At 64.0% G+C, this 22036-nt stretch carries 10 protein-coding genes; 9 read left to right on the plus strand and 1 reads right to left on the minus strand.

All coding sequences use genetic code 11. From position 1 onward, the window contains the following. The first annotated feature begins 77 nt into the window (after positions 1-77). Together IVB48_RS30980 and IVB48_RS30985 are read left to right on the plus strand one after the other, a co-directional pair. Positions 78-10154, plus strand: a complete 10077-nt coding sequence (locus tag IVB48_RS30980; RefSeq protein WP_247406053.1) for a cadherin-like domain-containing protein — start codon at positions 78-80, stop codon at positions 10152-10154. A gap of 150 nt (positions 10155-10304) precedes the next feature. Then, entirely contained in the window at positions 10305-12536 is a 2232-nt protein-coding gene (locus IVB48_RS30985) for an adenylate/guanylate cyclase domain-containing protein (RefSeq protein ID WP_247406055.1), read from the plus strand. A 199-nt stretch (positions 12537-12735) separates the two neighbouring features. Here IVB48_RS30985 and IVB48_RS30990 read toward each other — a convergent pair whose 3' ends face one another. Next, positions 12736-14331 (minus strand): ABC transporter substrate-binding protein, encoded by a 1596-nt coding sequence (locus tag IVB48_RS30990; protein WP_247406057.1) that lies wholly within the window; start codon positions 14329-14331, stop codon positions 12736-12738. 210 nt (positions 14332-14541) lie between these two features. Between IVB48_RS30990 and IVB48_RS30995 the strand changes: the two genes are divergently transcribed. The 7 genes from IVB48_RS30995 (at position 14542) to IVB48_RS31025 (ending at position 21952) form a co-directional block, all read left to right on the plus strand. After that, positions 14542-16200, plus strand: a complete 1659-nt coding sequence (locus IVB48_RS30995) for an ABC transporter substrate-binding protein (protein WP_247406059.1) — start codon at positions 14542-14544, stop codon at positions 16198-16200. 248 nt (positions 16201-16448) lie between these two features. Beyond that, a complete protein-coding gene (locus IVB48_RS31000; RefSeq protein WP_247406062.1) occupies positions 16449-17402 on the plus strand; it encodes an ABC transporter permease in 954 nt (317 codons plus the stop codon). A 3-nt stretch (positions 17403-17405) separates the two neighbouring features. Beyond that, complete coding sequence (locus IVB48_RS31005; protein ID WP_027570091.1) at positions 17406-18308, plus strand: ABC transporter permease; 903 nt, start codon at positions 17406-17408, stop codon at positions 18306-18308. Between the two features lie 2 nt (positions 18309-18310). Further along, a complete protein-coding gene (locus IVB48_RS31010) occupies positions 18311-19372 on the plus strand; it encodes an ABC transporter ATP-binding protein (protein WP_247406066.1) in 1062 nt (353 codons plus the stop codon). After that, a complete protein-coding gene (locus IVB48_RS31015) occupies positions 19369-19566 on the plus strand; it encodes a hypothetical protein (RefSeq protein ID WP_106941722.1) in 198 nt (65 codons plus the stop codon). Before IVB48_RS31010 ends, IVB48_RS31015 begins: the two co-directional genes overlap by 4 nt. Beyond that, positions 19563-20978 (plus strand): amidase, encoded by a 1416-nt coding sequence (locus tag IVB48_RS31020; RefSeq protein ID WP_247406069.1) that lies wholly within the window; start codon positions 19563-19565, stop codon positions 20976-20978. The genes IVB48_RS31015 and IVB48_RS31020 overlap by 4 nt, the downstream gene beginning before the upstream one ends. Further along, on the plus strand, positions 20975-21952 hold the full coding sequence (locus tag IVB48_RS31025; protein ID WP_247406071.1) for an ABC transporter ATP-binding protein: 978 nt from the start codon (positions 20975-20977) through the stop codon (positions 21950-21952). The genes IVB48_RS31020 and IVB48_RS31025 overlap by 4 nt, the downstream gene beginning before the upstream one ends. The last annotated feature ends 84 nt before the right edge of the window (positions 21953-22036 follow it).

A 22036-nucleotide genomic window follows, 5' to 3' on the forward strand; every position in this document is an offset into this window, starting at 1 on the left:
CTTAGATTTTAACTCCTTTTTTGGTGCCCGGATTGAATTACGCTGGCAAATTTGACGCCGCGATTTCCTTGGACGGCTTGGGTTCCCGATCGCCCGCCGATGGCCATGTCGATTCCTTTACCGCCAAGGCGCACGGTCACGTGCCTGATGGCGCGTTCGTCGTTCCCGACCCGAACCTGATCTTCAACGGCGATTTCAAGCGCGCCGGTCTCGACCTCGTGCTGTCCCATGATGGGCACGATTTCGTCGTTCACGATTATTTCAGGGGCGACAAGCGCGCGGCGATCGCTTCGCCTGACGGCGCACACCTCACCGGCGACGTCGTCAACGCACTCACCGGCCATGTGCAATACGCGCAGGCCGCCTCCGGCATTGCCGCCGCGCAGGTCATCGGCCACGTCACCAAGCTCTCCGGCAGCGCGACCGCGGTCCGTAACGGCGTCTCCGTCATCCTGAACAACGGCGACAACGTCGAGAAGGGCGACGTGGTCTCGACCGGTGGCGACTCGACGCTCGGCATCACGTTCATCGACGGCACGGTGTTCGGCCTGTCCTCCAATGCGCGGATGGTGCTGAACGAGATGGTCTACGACCCCAACGGGTCGAACAATTCCTCGCTGCTCAGTCTGGTCGCGGGCACCATCACTTTCGTTGCCGGCGAGACCGCCAAGCACGGCGACATGAAGGTCGACACGCCGGTCGCCACGATGGGCATCCGTGGCACGGCGGTGCTGAGCCAGATCAATTTCGTCGTTCCCGCCGGCGGCGGCGATCCGCAGCCGCAGGCGAGCTTCCAGGTGCTGGTCGAGCCGAACGGCACGACGGGCTCCTACATCCTGTTCGACAAGGTCACGCTGCTGCCGATCGCGACGGTCAACCAGGCCGGCCAGATGATCCAGATCAGCGGCGGTAACGTCTCGATCTCCAATGCGCTGATGTCACCGGACATCCAGAAGCTGATCACAGACGTGTTCACGCTGAAGTTCACGGACAACAACAGCAACACCAAGCTGACCCAGAACTTCACCGACTCGATCACGCAGACCGGCAACGTTGTCTTCATCAAGACGGATACCGGTGCCACCGCGACCGCGACCTTCACGCATCTCCCTGAGCCGACATCGCCGGGGACCGGCCATGATCCGGCGACCAGCACCCGCATTCCCGGCCCGCCCCTGCGTCAAAGCCTCGACTCCAACGGCAATGTGAAGACGGCGTTCGCGCTGACCGAGCACGCGAACGCGACCGGGGACCGTGCGGACACGACCGGCGACACCGTGGCTTCCGACACGATCTCCGGCCGGATCACCTTCGTCGACCAAAACCTGGGCGATCGACCGACGGTAAGCATAAGCCTCGGCGGCGCGCCGAACTACGTCTACAAGACCGCCGGCGAGCAGGACGTCACTGGCACGCTCTCTGCACTCCAGAAGCAGGACATCGCGGCAACGCAGATCGAGATCCAGGTCGTGGCCGACGCTGGCAACAGCAACAACGGCTCGGCCGTTTGGACCTACACGATCCCCGACCACGTCTTCGACTTCCTCGCGGCTGGAGAAACGCTGACGCTGACCTACAAGGTCCGCGTCGACAATAATTTCTCGGTCAATCCCGAAGCCTCGTTCATCGACATCACCATCACGATCACCGGCACCAACGACAAGCCGGTAATCACCACCAGCGTGCCGGTCATCACCTTCGAAGGCGGTACCAGCGTGCCCGGTGGCCCGCTCACCAGCGATGTGCCGACGACGGGCACGCTGAGCTTCGACGACGTCGATCTCACCGACAAGCATACGGTGTCGGTGGCGTTGACCAGCGCGACCCTGCCCGATGGCACCGTTCCGCCGGGCCCACTCGCGGCGTTCCAGAGTGCGATGTCGGTCGTGATTGCGGCGGGCGCCGACAGCACCGGTGACGGCACCGGCACCATCAATTGGTCACTGGCCGACCTGCCGGTCTACCTCGCCGACTTCATCCCCAAGGGTGAGGTGCTGACGCTGGTCTACACCGTGACGCTCAAGGACGCGCAAGGCGCCACCTCCCAGCAGACCATCACCGTCACGATCACCGGCACCGACGCTCCCGCCGTGGTGTGGATCGCGACCGACAAGCCCGGCGCTCCCTCGGGCGGCTTCTGGAAGGATGCGGCCAACTGGGCAACCGGCACGGTCCCCACCATCAATGACGACGTCATCGTCATCACCGATCAGCTGCACGGGCTGACGCCATCCTATCCGGTGACGATCGACGCGGCTGCTTATGCCAAGTCGATCACGATGAACGACTATGATACTACCGTCGGCCACAGGGCACCGGAAGTCATCAACAAGAGTGCATTGACGATTGCGGGCGAGATCAGCCTCAAGGCCGATTCGAAGCTCACCAATTTTACGGCAAGCACGATCTCGGTTGGTGGCAAGGCCGAGTTCCTGGACAGTAGCGTGCTCACCAACGCCGGCTATCTGACGCTCAAGGGCGGTGGCGATTTCGCCGGCGGCACCACGATCACCAATTCCGGCACGACTGAGCTGTTTGCCGGCACGCTGAAGACGCTCGCCGGAATTAACAATGCCGGCGGCACACTGAAGGCCGATGCCGGCACGACGCTGATCGTCGACACCGCCACCATCAGCGGCGGCACGGTCACCATCGCCGGCACGCTGGAACTCGACGGCACCAGCGTCCTCAAGGACGGCACGCTGAACAATTCAGGCGCGGTCAACGTCAAGGGCACGGCGGAGTTCGCCCACGAGACCGTCGCAAACACGTCCGGCGGCACGATCACGGTGCTGGCGAATGGCTGGCTGACGATCGACCAGGGTTCGACGGTCACTAATACCGGCAACGTCACCGTGGACGCCACCGGCAAGCTGACGGTGAGCGGGGCCACGATCAGCGGCCCCGGGACTGTCACGGGCAACGGCGAGATCGATCTGACCGGCGCTGCGGTGCTGAGTGGCGGCATCCTGAACAACAACGCGGCCTTCAAGGTCAGCGGTGCCGGCAATGCGCTCGACCACGAGACGATCACGAATTCGACCACCGGCACGATCGAAGTGCTGGCGAACGGCGCGCTGACGATCGACCAGAGTTCAACTGTCGCCAACACCGGCAACATCACGGTCGATGCCAACGGCAAGCTGACGGTCAACGGCGCGACGATCAACGGCACCGGCACGGTCACCGGCAACGGCGAGATCGATCTCACCGGCAACGCCGTTCTGAGCGGCGGCATCCTGAACAACAATGCGGCCTTTAAGGTCAGCGGCACCGGCAACGCGCTGCACCATGAGACGATCACGAATGCGAGCACTGGCACGATCGAAGTGCTGGCGAACGGCGCACTGACGATCGACCAGGGCTCGACGATTGCGAATGCCGGCAACGTCACGGTGGACGCCAACGGCAAGCTGACGACCAATGGCGCCACGATCAGCGGCGGTACGATCGACGGTCTCGGCACGATCGACGTCACGGGTGCCAGCAAGATCGACGGCGGCGCGACGCTGAGCACGGCCACAGTTAGCGCCAATGCCCAGCTGACGCTGGACGGCATCACGGTGTCGGGCTCGGCGATCACGGGCAATGGCGGCATCGAGCTCGACAACACCGTCAAGCTCAAGGACGGCGCCAGCATCCAGGGTGGCGCGGTCGCCAATACCGGCCTGCTGGAGATCGCCGGCGCTGCGACGCTGCTCAATGACGTCGTGACCAATACCGGCACGGTGACGGTTGACGGCGGCCAGACGCTGACACTGTCCGGCACGGAGATTTCGGGCGGCGCCGTCAACGGCACCGGCACGATCGATGTCATTGGCAGCAGTAAGATCGATCAATCGGCGACGCTGAGCACCACCGCCGTAACGGTTGAGAGCGGCGTCATACTGACGCTGGACGACGTGACTGTTGCTGGCACCGCAATCGCCAATCATGGCACGGTCAAGGTCGATGCGAGCAGCAAGCTGACGTTGAACGGTGTAAGCCTGACCGGCGGCGCGCTCAATGTTTCGGGCACGCTGAATTCGACTGGCACAACTGCGATTACCAACGCCAACATCTCGAACAACTATCTGATCGAGGCAACCCTGGGCGCGTTGACGCTGTTCGCGACGAGTTCCGCAACCTCGATCGCGAATGGCGGCATCCTCCGGGCCAATGGCGCCGAGCTCGACATCAACGGCGAAGCCATCGCAAACACCGGCACGTTGGCGGCGATCAATCACGGGATACTGAAGCTGATCGGGATGACGGTGACCGACACCGGCAGCGGTCATGTCTCGGTCGAGTCCGGCTCGACACTCGATCTCCAGGGCGCGACCATTGATGGCGGCACGGTGACGATCGCCGGTACGCTGGAATCGACTGGTACGAGCGCGATCAACAACGCAGACATCACCAACACCGGCACGATCACCGTCACCAGCGGCACGCTGACGATTGATCCCGCCATCCTCCACACCATCACCAACCACAATCTGATCCAGGCGAATGGTGGTGAACTCGATATTTCCGGTGACCTGATCGTCAACTCCGCCGATATCAAGGCGGTGCACGGCGGAACGCTGAAGCTTGCGAGCGTCATCGTCACCAATTCCGGCGGGACGATCACGGTCGACGGCACCTCGAAACTCTATCTGACCGACGTTTCGATCAATGGCGGCAGCCTGAGCAATGCCGGCAATCTCTACGGCGTATCCGGCTCCAATACCGTTTCGGCAATGGTCACGAACACCGGCGCCATCGAAGTCCAAGCCGGCACGCTCAACCTTGCCGGTGGCCTCAGCGGTGTCGGCTCGGTGACCATCGATAACGGCGCGACGCTCGAGCTCGCGGGGGCGACGGCGCAGACCATTGCCTTTGCCGGCGGCACCGATACGCTCCAGCTCGACAAGGTGGCGGGCCAGAGCTTCACCGGCACCATTGCCGGTCAGTCGACGAAAGCCGGCACGTTCACGATCAAGGGCGCGGCCGATATCACGACATCGAGCGGCGATGCACTCGACTTCACCGCATCGGGCGGCACATCAGCAGCGCCCGCCAACATCGTTCTCACGCCCACCGGTGCACTGACGGGCGCGGCCAATGGCGTCGCGGTCACCCAGAACGGTACCGGCGATATTTCGTTCACGGCGACCGGCGACATCAAGGGCCTCGCCGGCCACGGCATCTGGCTGCGCGACAGCGCGACCGGCGCCGGCGATATCACCGTCAACAATCTCACCGGCAAGGCGACCGGCACCGGCGCGAATTCGGTCGGCGTTCTTGTCGAGAATTTGAACAGCGCCAGCGCCGGCGGCATCTCGATCACCCAGCTCGGCGGCGCTGTCGGCGGCGCATATGGCATCGACGCGACCACGCAGGGCAACGGCGACATCGCCATTGACGCCGGCGGTACCATCACCGGCAGCTCCGTCTACGGTATCCGTGCGCGCAGCTACGGCAGTGGCAGCGAGACCGTCACGACCGAGGCCGCCAGCGTCGTCACGTCGGGCAGCTCGGCCATCATTGCGGTCAATCGGGCAAATTCGATCGACGCGTCGGACGGCAGCACCATCACCGTCACGACCTACGGCACGATCAATTCCGGCAGCGGCCTGAACCAGAGCGGCAACACGCCGGCGGGCATCCAGGCCGGCTACACCGGCGCCACGACCGGATCGACCGCCAATACCAGCGTCAACGGCACCGTCACCATCAGCAATCACGCCAACATCACCGCCTCGGCGGGCTATGGCATCGACGTCTACAATTACGGCAATGGCGACGTCAGGGTGACCAGCTTCGCCGGGACCACGATTTCGGTCTCCGGTACCCAAAGCGTCGGCATCAACGCCTCGGCATTGAGCGGCGGCACCGGTGACGTGACGGTCACGCTTGGCGCAAACGTTACGATCTCGGGTGCGACGAGCTACGGCATCAGGGCTTACAGCATTGATGCGGGCGACGTCAGCGTTACCATGGCGAACGGCGACAGCATCACGTCCGGCAGCACCGGCATCGTGGCGGTCAACTACGCCACTGCGATCGCTGGCGGCCTCGGCAGCACGATCTCCGTCGAGGCCCATGGCACGATCCACTCCGGCTCGACCTCGAATAACGACGGCACCACTCCCGGCGGGATCATCGCCGGCTATAAGCCCGGCGGGACCGGCACGTTCTCGAATGCGGTCAAGGGCGACGTCACCGTTACGAGCGATGCAACGATTATTGCCGATGCGGGCTACGGCATCGAGGCGTTCACCTGGGGTGCCGGCAACATTACGGTCACGACCGGTGCGACATCTTCGATTGCAGCCGCGGGTACCGCGATCGGCGCCTTCGATCACGGTGGCGGCGACGTCAGCGTCACCAATAATGGCGCCGCTACCGGCGCAGTAGGCGTGTCTGCCATCGCCAACGGCAGCGGCGACGTCACCATCGTCAATCACGGTAATATCACCAGCACGAGCCTCGCCGGCATCAGCGTGACGCAGAACGAAGTGGGCGCGACCGGCTCGACCCATATCACCAATACGGGATCGATCGTGGCCCCGAGCGCCCATGCGGCGATCTTCATCCAGGAGAACGCGACCGGCAGCGCGCAGATCGACAATTCCGCCACCGGAACGATCGGACCGGCCGTCGCCTCGACCGTGACCGCTGCGACCTACGCCATCGTCGAGACCGGCGGCGCCATCACGATCAACAATGCCGGCCACATCAACGGCAATATCTCGGTTGCCACCGCGACATTCAACAATGAGCTCGGCGGCACCTGGACGGTCGCCGGCACGGGCGTCTTCGGCAACGCGTCGTCGATCGTCAACCACGGTGCCATCGATCTGCATGGCGCGTCGATCTCCGGGACCGGGCTGAGCGTCGAGAATTACGCGACCATCGACAGTTGGGGCACGGCGTCCATCACGGGCACAATCGCCAATGCCGGCAGCATCGAGGTCCATGACGGGGCGCTGACGCTGTTCGGCTCGTTGTCGGGCTCGGGCTCGGTCACCGTCGACGCCGGCGCGTTGCTGAAGCTCGACGGCACGGTCACGCAGACGATCACACTCGACGGCGACGGCGCCCATCTTCAGATCGATACGTCAGCCTTTGGCGGCTCTATCGGCGCGCTGTCCACGAACGACACGATAGACCTGTCGACCATCAAATACGGGCTCGGCACCAGCGCGGTCTATGTTGCAAACTCCAATCCCGCGACCGGCGGCGTGCTGACGGTGACGGATGCGGACGGCAATCACATCAGCCTGAACCTGGCCGGCGCCGACTACAGCAATGCCCATTTCGCCGGCAGCGACGACGGCACCGGCCACACGCTGATCACGATGACCGATGACCACGTGCCGGCCTTCACCGCCGGCGGCGTGTTGGCGGGGGGCGTCTCCGAGCAGGCGGACGCCACCGGCGACTTCGCCACCTCCGATACGTCAACGCCCGCGACCGGCGCCATCCACTTCACCGACATCGATTTGACCGACCTGCCGACGGCACAGATCACCGGCCAGGTCGTGACCTCGCTTGGCGCCGATCACAGCACTAACCTCACCTCGTCGCTCTCTCTTGACGAGATCGCGGCGCTCAAGAGCGGGCTGACGCTTCTGCCGCAGGCCGGGCTGAACAATGGCACCGTCACCTGGAGCTATTCGATCGCCGACGGCGCGCTGGACTTCCTCGCCAAGGACCAGACCGCGAAGGTGATTTCCACCATCACGATCACGGCCGATTACGGCAAGACGGGCACAACCGACGTCACGATCACGATCACCGGCAAGAACGACGCGCCCGTGATCACGGCGGAAACGAACGACCATTCCGGCGCGGATCTGCTCGAGACGAATACGGAACTGGTGAAGCACGGTACGCTGACGGTTTCGGATGCCGATGCCACCGATCACGTCACGGTCGCGGTCGATCATCTCGATATCTATTTGGACGATGTGCTCCAGACCGGCTATGTCGGCGAGCCCTCGAGCGCGACGCTGCTCAACTATCTGGCCGTGCAGCCCGGGAGCATTCTCGATGGCACCGCCACCCACGCCGCGTTTACGTGGGATTTCAATTCAGGCAGCGAGGCCTTCGACTTTCTCGCCGCCGGCCACACGCTGTCGCTGCGGTACACGATCGTGCCCGAGGACAGCCACACTCCGGCCGGCACCGGCAACGGCGTCCTCACTTTCAACATCGCCGGCAGCAACGATGCACCGACTCTGGGTGACGCGACGCTGGCCTCGGTCAGTGGCGATAACAGCGATCCGGCTGGCTCCACAGTCAGCGATCTCTTTGCGGGCAAGTTCCACGACGCCGACGACGGCGCGAGCTTCCAGGCCGTCGCGGTTAGCGCGGATAGTACCACTTCGGATCAGGGAGTCTGGCAGTACGAAATCGCCGGCTCCGACCAGTGGATCGACATTGCCGGCGTCAGCGATACGACTGCGCTCGTGCTGAGCACCGATACGCTGATCCGGTTCGTGCCGGCCGACGGCTTCAGCGGCACGCCCGGCTCGCTCGACGTCCATGCGCTCGACGACACCTACACCGGTGGGATCAGCGCCGGCTCTCCGGTCTCGATCGATATCACGAGCGTCGGCATCGGCCATGGCGGCACCACGCCGGTGTCGGACCAGGCCGCTTCGGTCAGCATCGATGTTACGGTTCCGCCGGATGTGCTGGTTGCGAACGGCGACACGCTGGACAACGCGACGCCGCCTTCGGCCGATGCAGGCTGGATGCTCGACACCGACAATGGTCACTACTATCGGCTCGTGACCACCGAGCTGAGTTGGGGCGACGCGAAGACGCAGGCTGAATCCGACGGAGCCTATCTGGCTACCATCACCAGCCAAGGCGAGCAGGATATCGTCCAGGGGCTTTCCGTGGGCTACCGCGCCTGGATCGGCGGCGGAAGCACTGACGATACCGACGGTACCGGCGCCCATTTCTCCTGGCTGACCGGTCCCGAGTCGGGCTCGGCATTCGGCTACACGCATTGGCGGCTCGATAGCAACGAGCCGAACGGCGGGTTGGGGTCGAGCACGCAGTACGTCCATATTGAAGGCGTCGACGATGGCGCGAACGGTGGCTGGAATGATGCACCAGGCGACGCGGGCGGCCGGTACTTCATAGAGGAATGGGGTGGCCAAGGCGGTCAGGTCGCATTCAAGGAGAATGTTGGGACCACGCTGACCACGGCGCAACTGTTGGCGAACGATACCGATTCCGCAGGCAATCCCATCACCGTCACGTCGGTCGGCGATCTCTTCGGTCAAAGCGCCCATGGTGGCACCGTTACGCTCAACGGCAACATCATCACCTATACGCCGGCTACGGACTATTTCGGTTCCGACAGCTTCGCCTACACGATCTCCGACGGTATCAAGACTTCGACCGCGACGGTGTCCTTCGCCGTCGACCATGACGGCGGCCCGGTCATCAACACCGAGAGCTTCCAGGTCCGGCACAACAACGAAGGTAATACCGATGCCATCACCGGTCTCTCGGTCGTCGATACCGATTCTGGCGCCGCGACCGACGATTTCAGGATCACGGCTGTAACCGGGCATGATCCGGACAGCAGCGTTGATCCGGGGACGGCTTGCGGCAACTTAGACGATATCAACTCGGCCCTCGCCGATGGCGTCACCTACATTCCAGGAGCCATCCCGCCCGAAACCGACCAGATCACGCTGACGGTGACGGACAAGACCACGGGCCTGTTCGACACCGTCCACTTCATCTTCAACGAGGCCGGCGACAACGGCCAGGGCATCAGCCTGCAAGGCACCAGCGGCAAAGACGTCATCTTCGCCACCGATACGAACGACACGCTGACCGGCGGCGACGCCAAGGATCAGTTCGTGTTCGCGCCGGGCGTGCTGTTCGGTGAGAACGGGCAACCAGTCACTGACTTCTCGCACACCATCACGGACTTCACCGAGGGCCTCGACAAGATCGACCTGCGGCAGTTTTCGAGTGTCAACTCCATCAACAATCTCACCATCGTCCAGCAGCAGGACTCCCACGACACGCTGGTCACCTGGCAGCAGCAGGTACAGCCCCTGGAGGGCGCGCCGATCACCGAGCACGAGTCGCTGCTGCTGAAGAGCGTGATTGCCGCCAACCTCAAGGGCAGCGATTTCATCTTCCATATCACCTGATCTCGGCCGGGCCTCGCCTGCGGCCCGCGCCCGGCTTGACCGCGGCAAAAAATCCATACTCCTCCGCAGCCGGGGAATAGCCAATCGCGCACGGACGCTGCATGATCGGCGCGCACGGCGCGGTGCGGGTTTGCAGGAAGTCCTACTGAAATGAAACGTCTCAAGATCCTGCGGCGGTGGTTTGCGCGCAAGTTGGGGTTTGCGCGGCTGATGTGCCTTGCGCTGCTGGTCGTATTTGCCGGCGCGCGTCTGTGGGATCCGCCGCCGATCCAGGAACTGCGGCTGCGCACCTTCGACATGTTTCAGTTGATCGATCCGCGCCACAAGACGACGCGGCCGGTCACCATCGTCGACATCGACGACAAGAGCCTCGCCAAGCTCGGCCAATGGCCGTGGCCGCGGACGCGGATCGCCGACATGATCCAGAACCTTACCAGCAACGGCGCGGTGGTGATCGGGTTCGACGTGGTGTTCTCGGAGGCTGATCGGCTCAATCCGGATCTGGTCGCGAGCGACATGCGCTACCTCGACGACGCCACCCGCGCCAAGCTGCGCGAGCTGCCGAGCAACGACCAGATCCTTGCCGAAGCGATCAAGCGCTCGCGCGTGGTTCTGGGCGAGACGGGGCTTCCAGCAGTCTTGTCCGAACTCGACAAGTCACTTCCATTCACCGGCGTAGCGACGCTCGGGGAGGACGGGTCTGAACGCTTCATGTTCGACTTCCCGGGCTTGTTGCGCAACGTGCCTGTGATCGAGAAGGTCGCGGCCGGACGCGGCCTGTTCTCGATCAGACCCGAGCGCGATGGCCTGATCCGCCGCGTGCCGATGATCCTGCGGGCGCAGGACAACATCATGCCCTCGCTGAGCCTGGAGATGCTGCGCGTTGCCACCGGCACGCCGACGCTGCTGGTCAGGACCGACAAGAGCGGTATCCGCACGATCCGCCTCAAGGGCCTGGAGATCCCGACCGACAAGAACGGCCAGCTGTGGATGCATTACGCCCGCCCGGACCCCTCGATCTACGTCTCCGCGGCCGATGTGCTCGACAATAGCGTGGCGCCGGGCAAGATCGCCGGCAAGCTGGTCCTGATCGGCACCTCCGCGGGCGGGTTGAACGACCTCAAGACCACGCCGGTGTCCTCGACCATGCCTGGCGTCGAGATCCACGCCCAGGTGCTGGAGAGCGTGCTGAGCGGCGCGGTGATCTCCCAGCCCGGCTATGCGCTCGTTGTCGAGCTGCTCGCCGCGCTCGTCATCGGCTTGCTCGTCATCATCTTCACGCCGAACCTCGGACCCGTTCGCCTCGTGCTTGCCGGCGCCACCTTCGCCGCGATCCTGATCGGCGTGTCCTGGTTCTTCTATGCGCAACACCGCTATCTCATCGACTTCACCTATCCGCTGCTCTCGACCACCGCGATCTATCTGACGCTGATCTTCGCGAGCTTCGTGCGTGAGCAGCGGCAGCGCGTGCAGATTCGCGGCATGTTCGCGCAATACATGTCGCCGGTGCTGGTCGAGCAACTCGCGCAGTCACCGGAAAAGCTCGTCCTCGGCGGCGAGGAGCGCGAGATGACGATCATGTTCTCCGACGTGCGCGGCTTCACCACCATCTCGGAAACCTACAAGCACGATCCGCAGGGGCTGATCGCGCTGATGAACCGCTTCCTGACTCCGCTGACCGACGTGATCATCGATCAGAAGGGCTACATCGACAAATATATGGGCGACGCCATCATGGCGTTCTGGAACGCGCCGCTCGACGATGCCGAGCACGAGGTCAACGCCTGTGAGGCCGCGATCCAGATGTTGGAGAGGATCGACGCGGTGAACAAGGACCGCGAGCAGGAAGCCGTCGATGGCGGCCACGTCTACATCCCGCTCAACGTCGGTATCGGTCTCAACACCGGCATCGGCGTCGTCGGCAACATGGGCTCCGACCTGAAGAAGAACTATTCGGTGCTCGGCGACAGCGTGAACCTGGCCTCGCGCCTGGAAGGCCAGTCGAAGGAGTACGGCTTTCCCATCATCGTCGGCTCGAGGACCGCGCTCGCCGCCAAGGACAAGTTCGCGATTCTCGAGCTCGACTTCATCATGGTCAAGGGCAAGACCGAGCCGGAAGTGATCTACGCGATCGCCGGCCGCGCGGACGTGATGCATTCGGCCGCCTTCCAGCGCCTGCGCAACGTCACCATCGAAATGCTCGCCTGCTATCGCAGCCGCGACTGGCAGGGCGCGCTGGACGCGATCGAACGCGGCCGCAGGAGCGAGGATGCCGACACGCTGCAAAAGTTGTTCAAGCTATACGAAGTGCGCATCAAGGAATTCCAGATCAACCCGCCGCCGGAGGGGTGGACCGGGGCCTATGCGCTGCTGACGAAGTAGGGGGCAGATGTGCGGTTTGAAGCTAACCACACACTCGCTGTTGTCCTGGCGAAAGCCAGGACCCATTACCCCAGGGAGAAGTTGTTAACGGCGAGCGGCCAACCACCAATCTTCGCCAAACGAAATTCGGTGGTTATGGGTCCTGGCTTTCGCCAGGACGACGGTGGTGTTTGCGGAAGCTGAGTGCCGGCCTTTGGCCTCACTCCGCCCCGATCGTCGTCAGGTCCTGGAACCAGTGCTGCGCCTGCACGAACTGCTTGACCTTGGGCGAGAGCGCGTGCGGGTTGGTGTCGTGCACTACCCACACCAGCGTGGCGTCGTCGACGATCAGCGCATGCGCCTGCGCCAGCAGCTCGTCCTGCTTGGTGCTGTCGAAGGTCTGCTTGGCCTCGTCGATCAACGCGTCGACCTTCGGGTTCTTGTAGCCGCCCCAGTTGACGCCGACCGGCGCGATCTGGCTCGAATGGAAGAAGCGGACGATGGCGTAGAGCGGGTCCGAGGTGACGTAGGCGATGTTGTTGGCGGTGATGCCGGCGTTCATCTCGTCGGCCGCGCCCTTGCGCCAGTGCGTATAGAGTGTCTCGAGCTCAACGACCTTGAAATCGATGTCGATGCCGATCTCCTTGAAGCTCTGCTGCAAAAATTCATTCATCGGCAGCGACAGCATCTGGCCGGTGCCGCCCTGTGCGATGATGAAGGTCGCTTTCAGCGGCTTCGCCTTGGAGTAGCCGGCTTCCTCGACCAGCTTCTTGGCCGCGGCGACATCGTATTTCAGCTCGAAGCTCGGCTTGCCGAACCAGGGGCTCGACGGATCGACCTGTCCCTTGGCGGGTTTCGCAAGCCCATTCATCAAGCCCACCACGGCCTCACGATCGATCGCGAGGTTCAGCGCCTTGCGCAGGCGGATGTCGGTCCAGGGCGAACCCGGCAGCACGCTCAGATGATAATTCCAGACATGCGGCGTGACGTTGTCGACGAGCTTCATGCCGGCAGCCTTGAGCTGCGGCACGGCATCCGGCGCCGGCGTCTCGATCAGATCGACTTGCCCGGCGAGCAGCGCATTGGTCCGCGTCAGCGCTTCCGGCATCGGCACCAGCACGAGCTTGTCGACCTTGGGAATACGCTTCTTGTTCCAATAATCCGGATTCTTCGTGAGCTCGGCGAGCTCGCGCGGCACCAGTTTGGTCAATTTGAACGGGCCGGTCCCCGAAGGCTGGCTCGCGAACTTGTCCCAATCCTTGCCGAGCTTTTCATATTGCGTTGGGCTCGAGACCAGGAACCACAGCATCTGATAGGGGAAGAACGAGTCGACCGTCTTGGTGGTGATCTCCACCGTGGAGTCGTCGATCTTGGCGTAGCTCGCGACCGAAGGCAGGCGAGTCTTGACCTGCGCGCTCTGACGCTTGTCGAATTGTGGCGCCTTGTCGTTGAGCACCTTGTCCAGATTCCAGATCACGGCATCGGCGTTGAACTCGCTGCCGTCGTGAAACTTCACGCCCTTGCGCAAGGTGAAGCGCCATTTGGTCTTGTTCTCGTCATCGACTTTCCACTCGGTGGCCAGTCCCGGCGCCAGCTTTCCCGGGCGGTCGGCGACGTCCATCTCCCACGCCACGAGCGGATCGTAGATGGTGTAGGCCGTGAACTGATAGGCGCCGGCGCCGCGATCGGGCTGGCCGGTCGTCAGCGGGATGTCCGCCATCGAGATGCCGTAGCGCAGCACCGTCTCGGCGCCCGCGGGAATCGCGGACAACGCCAGTGCAAGCACGGCGAAACAGGTCGATAGTCGGATACGCATGGGCCAAAGCTCCAGGGAAGGCTTCAAGGACAATCGGAGCCAAACCTGCAATCTTGATGCCAGAATAGGCAGCAAGGTGCTTTCACCGAGGCGTCATCACAAGGACTTGTCGTCGCAGGGGCAATTTGCAGAATAAGTTTCCCCATTGGCATAGGCATTGCATACGATTGCATCAAAATTAGTCATCGAAGCCGGAAAAGGATTGAGTCAATGCTTATCAATAAGAACAAGACCCGCGCGGCGCTGATCGCGTTGCTGGCGCTCAGTAGCGCGGCTGCGTGGCCGCGCGCCGCAAGTGCCGAAACCGTGTTGCGCATCGCCATGACGGCTGCCGATATTCCGCGCACGCTGGGCCAGCCCGATCAGGGTTTTGAAGGCAACCGCTTCACCGGCCTCACCATGTATGACGCGCTCACCGGCTGGGATCTGTCCTCGGCCGACAAGGCGAGCGTGGTGATCCCCGGCCTTGCCACCGAGTGGAAGGTCGACGATGCCGACAAGACCAAATGGACTTTCAAGCTGCGGCCGGGCGTCACCTTCCATGACGGCTCGCCGTTCAATGCGGACGCAGTGGTGTGGAATGTCGAGAAGGTGCTGAAGCAGGACGCGCCGCAATTCGACGCCAGCCAGGTCGGCGTCACGGCCTCGCGCATGCCGACGCTGGCGTCCGCGAAGAAGGTCGACGACATGACGGTCGAGCTCACCACCAAGGAGCCCGACAGCTTTTTGCCGATCAACGTCACCAACCTCTTCATGGCGAGCCCGGCGAAGTGGCAGCATTTCTACGACAAGGCGGAGGGCGCCGACGCCAAGGCGAAGTCGCAGGCGGCTTGGACCGCGTTCGCCAAGGACGCCGCGGGCACCGGCCCGTGGAAGATGGCCGCGTTCACGCCGCGCGAGCGGCTCGAACTGGTCAAGAATGCGGGCTATTGGAATAAGGACCGCGTGCCCAAGGTCGACAAGATGGTGCTGTTGCCGATGCCGGAAGCGAATGCGCGCACTGCAGCGCTGCTTTCCGGGCAGGTCGATTGGGTCGAGGCGCCGGCGCCGGACGCGTTGCCCGAATTGAAGCAGCGCGGCTTCAAGCTCTACGCCAACGAGCAGCCGCACGTCTGGCCGTGGCAGTTCTCGCGCGTCGAGGGCTCGCCTTGGAACGATATCCGCGTGCGCAAGGCCGCGAACCTCTGCGTCGATCGCGAAGGCCTCAAGGACGGCCTGCTTGCGGGGCTGATGGTGCCGGCGACCGGCACCTTCGAGGCCGGCCATCCCTGGCGCGGCAAGCCGACCTTCGAGATCAAGTACGACAAGGTGGCTGCGCAGAAGCTGATGCAGGAGGCCGGATTCGGCCCGAATAAGAAGTTGACGGTGAAGACCCAGACCTCGGCGTCCGGTTCGGGCCAGATGCAGCCGCTGCCGATGAACGAATATCTGCAGCAGGCGCTGGCCGAATGCTATTTTGACGTGCAGCTCGACGTCATCGAGTGGAATACGCTGTTCACCAATTGGCGCCGCGGCGCCAAGGATCCGAGCGCCAACGGCTCGAACGCAACCAACGTCACCTACGCGGCGATGGATCCGTTCTTCGCACTGGTGCGCTTCCTGCAATCGGGCATGGCGCCGCCGGTCTCGAACAATTGGGGCTTCATCAACAATCCCAAGTTCGACGAACTCGTGAAGAAGGCGCGGCAGACCTTCGATCCTGCCGCGCGTGACGCCGCGCTCGCCGAACTGCACGCGGCCTCCGTCGACGACGCAGCCTTCCTCTACGTCGCCCACGACGTCGGCCCCCGCGCCATCAGCCCGAAGGTGACAGGCGTCGTGCAGCCGAAGAGCTGGTTCATCGACTTCTCGCTGGTGTCGTTGCAGTAGTTCGCTCGCTTGCTCAGTGCACCCTCTCCCCTTGCGGGAGAGGGTGGCTTCGCGAAGCGAAGCCGGGTGAGGGGTCTCTTTCCGCGAGCGACCCTCTCTCTTATTCGACAATGCTGTACCTGCGGATAGATACCCCTCATCCGGCGCCGTAGCCGAAGCTTAGCTTCGGCGTCATCTTAAAGAACGGCCGCCCGGGGCGGCCTATGCCACCTTTTCCCACAAGGGGAGAAGGGAAGAAAAGAAACAACGTGCTCGCCTATATCGCCAGACGCATCGTCTACGTCGTCCCAATCGTCATCAGCGTCGCGCTGGTGTGTTTTCTGCTCGTGCACATCACGCCGGGCGATCCGCTCGTCGCCGTGCTGCCGGCCGACGCCTCGCAGGAGCTCGCCGCGCAGCTCCGCACCGCTTACGGTTTCGACCGCCCGCTGCCGGTGCAGTTCGGGCTTTGGCTGCTCCGCGCGCTTCATGGCGATCTCGGCAATTCCATCGCCACGGGCCGCCCGGTGCTCGCCGAGGTCATGCGCGCGGTCAGCAACACCGTCACGCTGGCGATCGCGGCGGCGATCATCGGCTTCACCATGGGCATCCTGCTCGGACTGGTGGCCGGCTATTTCCGCGAGACCTGGATCGACAAGCTGGCGACGTCCTTCGCCATCGCCGGCGTTTCGGTGCCGCATTATTGGCTCGGCATGGTGCTCGTCATCATCTTCTCGGTCCAGCTGAGCTGGCTCCCCGCCGTCGGTGCCGGGCCCGGCGGCTCCGCCGCCTGGGCCTGGGACTGGGCGCATTTGCAATATCTCGTGCTGCCGGCGATCACGACCTCGGTGATCCCGATGGGCATCGTCACGCGCACGGTGCGCGCGCTGACCGGAGACATTCTCAGCCAGGACTTTGTCGAGGCGCTGCGTGCAAAAGGCCTGCATGAGCGCGGCGTGTTCCGCCACGTCATCAAGAACGCAGCGCCCACGGCGCTCGCGGTGATGGGACTTCAGCTCGGTTACATGCTCGGCGGCTCGATCCTGATCGAGACCGTGTTCTCCTGGCCGGGCTCGGGCTTCCTGCTCAACTCGGCGATCTTCCAGCGCGATCTGCCGCTGCTCCAGGGCACGATCCTGATCCTGGCGCTGTTCTTCGTCTTCCTCAATCTGCTGGTCGACATCGCGCAAGCCGCGATCGACCCGCGCATCAAGCGGGGCTAGCCGATGAGCGAGCTTCCGTTGTCCGTCACCAGCGATGCGGCACTTCAGTCCGCGCCCGCGACCAAGGCGCGCGGCTATTGGGCGACCGTCGGACGTCGTATCCGGCGCGACAAGGTCAGCATGGTCTGCGCGCTGGTGCTGCTGCTGATCTTCCTGTCCGCGATCGTTGCGCCGTGGCTCGGTCTGGAAGATCCGTACAAGGGCTCGATGATCCGCCGCCTGCGCCACATCGGCACATCAGGCTACCCGCTCGGCACCGACGAGCTGGGCCGCGACATGCTGGCGCGGCTGATCTATGGCGGCCGGTTGTCGCTTCTCATCGGCATTTTGCCGGTGATCCTCGCCTTCTGCATCGGCACGTCGCTCGGCCTCGTTGCTGGCTATGTCGGCGGCAAGCTCAACACCGCGATCATGCGCACGATCGACGTGTTCTACGCGTTTCCGTCCGTGCTGCTGGCGATCGCGATCTCGGGCGCGCTGGGCGCGGGCATCCTCAATTCCATCGTGTCGTTGACCGTCGTGTTCGTGCCGCAGATCACCCGCGTCGCCGAAAGCGTCACGACGGGCGTGCGCAACATGGACTTCGTCGATGCCGCGCGCGCCTCCGGCGCGGGACCGTTCACCATCATGCGCGTTCATATCCTCGGCAATGTGCTCGGTTCGATCTTCGTCTACGCGACCAGCCTGATCTCGGTCTCGATGATCCTCGCGGCAGGCCTGTCCTTCCTTGGCCTCGGCACCAAACCGCCCGAGCCGGAATGGGGCCTGATGTTGAATACCTTGCGGACCGCGATCTATGTCAACCCCTGGGTCGCCGCACTCCCCGGTGCGATGATCTTCGCGGTCTCGATCTGCTTCAACCTGCTCTCGGACGGCCTGCGCAGCGCCATGGACATCAGGAACTAGCCATGAGCGAAGTCAGCACGTCAGTCGTAATGCTGGAGCCGATCGAAGACCTCGGCGGCGTCGCCCAACCGCTGCTTCAGGTCAGGGGCCTGACCAAGCATTTTCCGGTGCGAGGCGGCCTGTTCGCCGCAAAGCGCACCGTGCGTGCCGTCGACAATGTCTCCTTCTCCGTCGCCAAGGGCGAGACCGTCGGCATCGTCGGGGAGTCCGGTTGCGGCAAGTCGACCACCGCGCGGCTACTGATGCATCTGATGCCGCGTGACACCGGCGATATCATTTATGATGGCATGAGCGTCGGCCAGTCGCTCTCCCTGCGAGAGCTGCGCCGCGGCATGCAGATGGTGTTCCAGGATTCCTACGCCTCGCTCAATCCGCGCCTGACCATCGAGGAATCGATCGCCTTTGGCCCAAAGGTGCACGGCATGGCGGACGGCGCCGCGCGCGCGCTGGCGCGCGAGCTACTGGGCAAGGTGGGCCTGGTTCCCGCAAACTTCGCCAACCGTTACCCCCACGAGATCTCCGGCGGCCAGCGCCAGCGCGTCAACATCGCGCGTGCGCTGGCGCTGTCGCCGCGTCTGGTGATTCTGGACGAAGCGGTCTCCGCGCTCGACAAATCAGTCGAGGCGCAGGTGCTCAATTTGCTTGCCGATCTCAAGAGCGAGTTCGGCCTGACCTATCTCTTCATCAGTCACGATCTCAACGTCGTGCGCTACATCAGCGATCGCGTTCTGGTGATGTATCTCGGCGAGGTCGTCGAGCTCGGGCCGGTCGACCAGGTCTGGGACCAGCCGGCCCATCCCTATACGCGCGCACTTCTTGCCGCGATGCCGTCCTCGGATCCGGATCGCCGCACAGAGACGCCGCCGATCACGGGCGATCCGCCCAATCCGATCGATCCGCCCTCGGGCTGCCGCTTCCACACCCGTTGCCCGTTTGCGGAGCCGCTCTGCGCAAATGCGACACCAAAACTCACCGCGCTGGATAATATGGGCCACGAGGCCGCGTGCTACATGGCGATCCCGGGTTCAGGCCATAGCCGCGCGCCCAAGGAGGAAACCGTATGACGAGACCGACGACAAAAGAGATCAAGGCGACGGCACAGGTCGCCGGCGTTCCCGTCGACGACGAGATCGCGACGCGCATCTCCAATTCCATCGGACCGGCCTTCGAGGGCTTCGCGGCGATTGCCGGCACGTTGCCGTTCGATCTCGAGCCCGCGCTCTATCCGATCGCGCAGACTGCGAAGCTGTCGAAATGAGCACCGAGCCCGCATTGATGACGCTCACCGAGGTCGCGCGCGCGATCGCGATGAAGCAAGTGTCCTCGCATGAGGTGACGCGTGCGCTGCTGCATCGTATCGCGCAGTGGCAGCCGCATCTCAACGCCTTCATGTCGATCGAATCGGAGGCGGCGCTGAAGGCTGCCGATGCCGCCGACGCCGAACTCGCCAAGGGCGAAGTCCGCGGGCCGTTGCATGGCGTGCCGCTCGCGCACAAGGACATGTACTACGACGCAGGTCACGTCGCGACCTGCGGCTCGCTGATCCGCCGCGATTTCGTTCCGACCGTCACCTCCACTGCCTTGCAGCGGCTGAAGGACGCCGGCCAGGTTCGGCTCGGTGCGCTGCATCTGGCGGAGTTCGCCTATGGCCCGACCGGTCATAACGCCCATTATGGTCCGGTTCGCAATCCCTGGAATGTCGCGCACATCACCGGCGGCTCGTCGTCAGGCTCGGGCTCTGCGGTCGCGGCGCGATTGACCTATGCCGCGCTCGGCTCCGACACCGGCGGCTCGATCCGCATGCCCGCGCATTTCTGCGGCGTCACGGGATTGAAGACCACGGTTGGCCGGGTCAGTCGCGCCGGCGCGATGCCGCTGTCGCAGTCGCTCGACACGGTCGGCCCGCTCGCCCGCACCGCCGAGGATTGCGCGCTGCTGCTGGCGCTGATGGCCGGCCCTGATCCCGAGGATTCGACCGCGAGCCGTGAGCCGCTGTCTGACTATGTCGGCGCAACCAAGGGCTCGCTGAAGGGCCTCAAAGTCGGCGTCCCCTCGTCCTTCTATGTCGACGATCTCGACGGCGAGGTCGCGCGCGTGCTGGACGAGGCCATTGCGGTGCTCAAGCGCGAGGGCGCCGACATCGTCACGGTTGAGCTGCCCGACCAGCGGCAATTGTCCTCGGCAAGCCAGCTCGTGCTTGCAGCCGAAGCCGCCGCTTTCCACAAGCGCTGGATGATCGAGCGGCCGCAGGATTATGGTCCGCAGGTGTTGATGCGGCTTCAGAACGGCCTCGCGGTCCCCGCCATCACCTATCTCGAGGCGATGCGCTGGCGCGGACCGGCGCTCGCTGCGCACAACGCTGCGACATCAGGTGTCGATGCGATCATCGCGCCCGCGTCCCCGGTGCCGGCGCCGACCATCGAGGAGAGCGACGTCGGCGGCGGGCCGAACGCGCCGGCGCTGTTGCAGCGGCTGACGCTGTTCACCCGTCCGGTGAATTACCTCGGCCTGCCGTCGCTCACGGTGCCCTCGGGCTTCACCAAGAGCGGTCTTCCGATCGGCATGCAATTGATCGGCCGCTCGTTCGATGAAGCGACGCTGCTCACCATCGGCGCCGCCTTCCAGCGCGCCACCGACTATCACGACAGGCTGCCGAAACTTCCGTCATGACAAAGCTCGTCGAGATCTCAGGCCTCAACATCCGCTTCACCGGCGAGCGTACGGTCTATGCCGTGAACGATCTCAGCCTCTCGCTCGGCGACGGCGAGGTGCTGGGCCTGCTCGGAGAGTCCGGCTCGGGCAAGAGCGTGACCTTGCGTGCACTGATGCGGCTGTTGCCGAAGAAGCGCACCCAGATCACGGGCAAGGTCAACGTGATGGGTCGCGACGTGCTCGCCATGAACGACGGGCAGCTGTCGTCGTTCCGTGGGCAGACCGTGTCGATGATCTTTCAGGAGCCGGCGCTCGCGCTCGATCCGGTCTACACCATCGGCGCGCAGATCGCCGAAAGCGTGGTGCGTCACGAAGGCAAGTCTTACGCGGAGGGTAGGGCGAGGGCGCTCGAAATGCTCGAGGTCGTGCGCATTCCTTCCGCAAAGCGCCGGCTCGATGCCTATCCGCACGAGATGTCCGGCGGCATGCGTCAGCGCGCGATGATCGCGCTGGCGCTCGCGTGTCGTCCCAAGATATTGCTCGCCGACGAGCCGACCACCGCGCTCGATGCCACCGTGCAGATCCAGATCCTGCTGCTGTTGCGCGAATTGCAGCGCGAGTTCGGCATGTCCGTCATCTTCGTGACCCATGACATCGGGGTCGCCATCGAGATCTGCGACCGGGTCGCGGTGATGTATGCCGGCCAGATCGTGGAGCAGGGCACGCTTCGCGACATCGTCCGCTCGCCGGTGCATCCCTACGCCAAGGGCCTGCTCGCCTCGACCGTCCACGGGGCCAAGCGGGGACAGCGGCTCGAGACCATCCCCGGCACCCCGCCGTCGCTCGGCGAGAGGCCGCACAACTGCTCCTTTGCGCCCCGCTGCGCCGTAGCCCAGCCGCGCTGCCTGGAACAACTGCCAGACACTGTGGAGGTCGGCCCGGGCCGGGCGGCACGGTGCGTGCTGGCGGAGCCGGTCACCGCACTGTCCTGATATTTGACCGCGACCGGGAAGCGGGGAACAGCATTCACACCTCGTTCATCCCGGTTCCGCTTCCATGGAACCGTTCACGGAGAG

Origin of the sequence: Bradyrhizobium sp. 76, from assembly GCF_023073025.1 — a bacterium.
Classification (GTDB): domain Bacteria; phylum Pseudomonadota; class Alphaproteobacteria; order Rhizobiales; family Xanthobacteraceae; genus Bradyrhizobium.

Excerpts from the sequence above, each read along its gene's own strand:
- IVB48_RS31020 (WP_247406069.1), top strand. The coding sequence starts at position 19,563 with ATGAGCACCGAGCCCGCATTGATGACGCTCACCGAGGTCGCGCGCGCG.
- IVB48_RS31025 (WP_247406071.1), top strand. The coding sequence starts at position 20,975 with ATGACAAAGCTCGTCGAGATCTCAGGCCTCAACATCCGCTTCACCGGC.
- IVB48_RS31010 (WP_247406066.1), top strand. The coding sequence starts at position 18,311 with ATGAGCGAAGTCAGCACGTCAGTCGTAATGCTGGAGCCGATCGAAGAC.
- IVB48_RS30995 (WP_247406059.1), top strand. The coding sequence starts at position 14,542 with ATGCTTATCAATAAGAACAAGACCCGCGCGGCGCTGATCGCGTTGCTG.
- IVB48_RS31005 (WP_027570091.1), top strand. The coding sequence starts at position 17,406 with ATGAGCGAGCTTCCGTTGTCCGTCACCAGCGATGCGGCACTTCAGTCC.
- IVB48_RS30985 (WP_247406055.1), top strand. The coding sequence starts at position 10,305 with ATGAAACGTCTCAAGATCCTGCGGCGGTGGTTTGCGCGCAAGTTGGGG.
- IVB48_RS31015 (WP_106941722.1), top strand. The coding sequence starts at position 19,369 with ATGACGAGACCGACGACAAAAGAGATCAAGGCGACGGCACAGGTCGCC.
- IVB48_RS30990 (WP_247406057.1), bottom strand. The coding sequence starts at position 14,331 with ATGCGTATCCGACTATCGACCTGTTTCGCCGTGCTTGCACTGGCGTTG.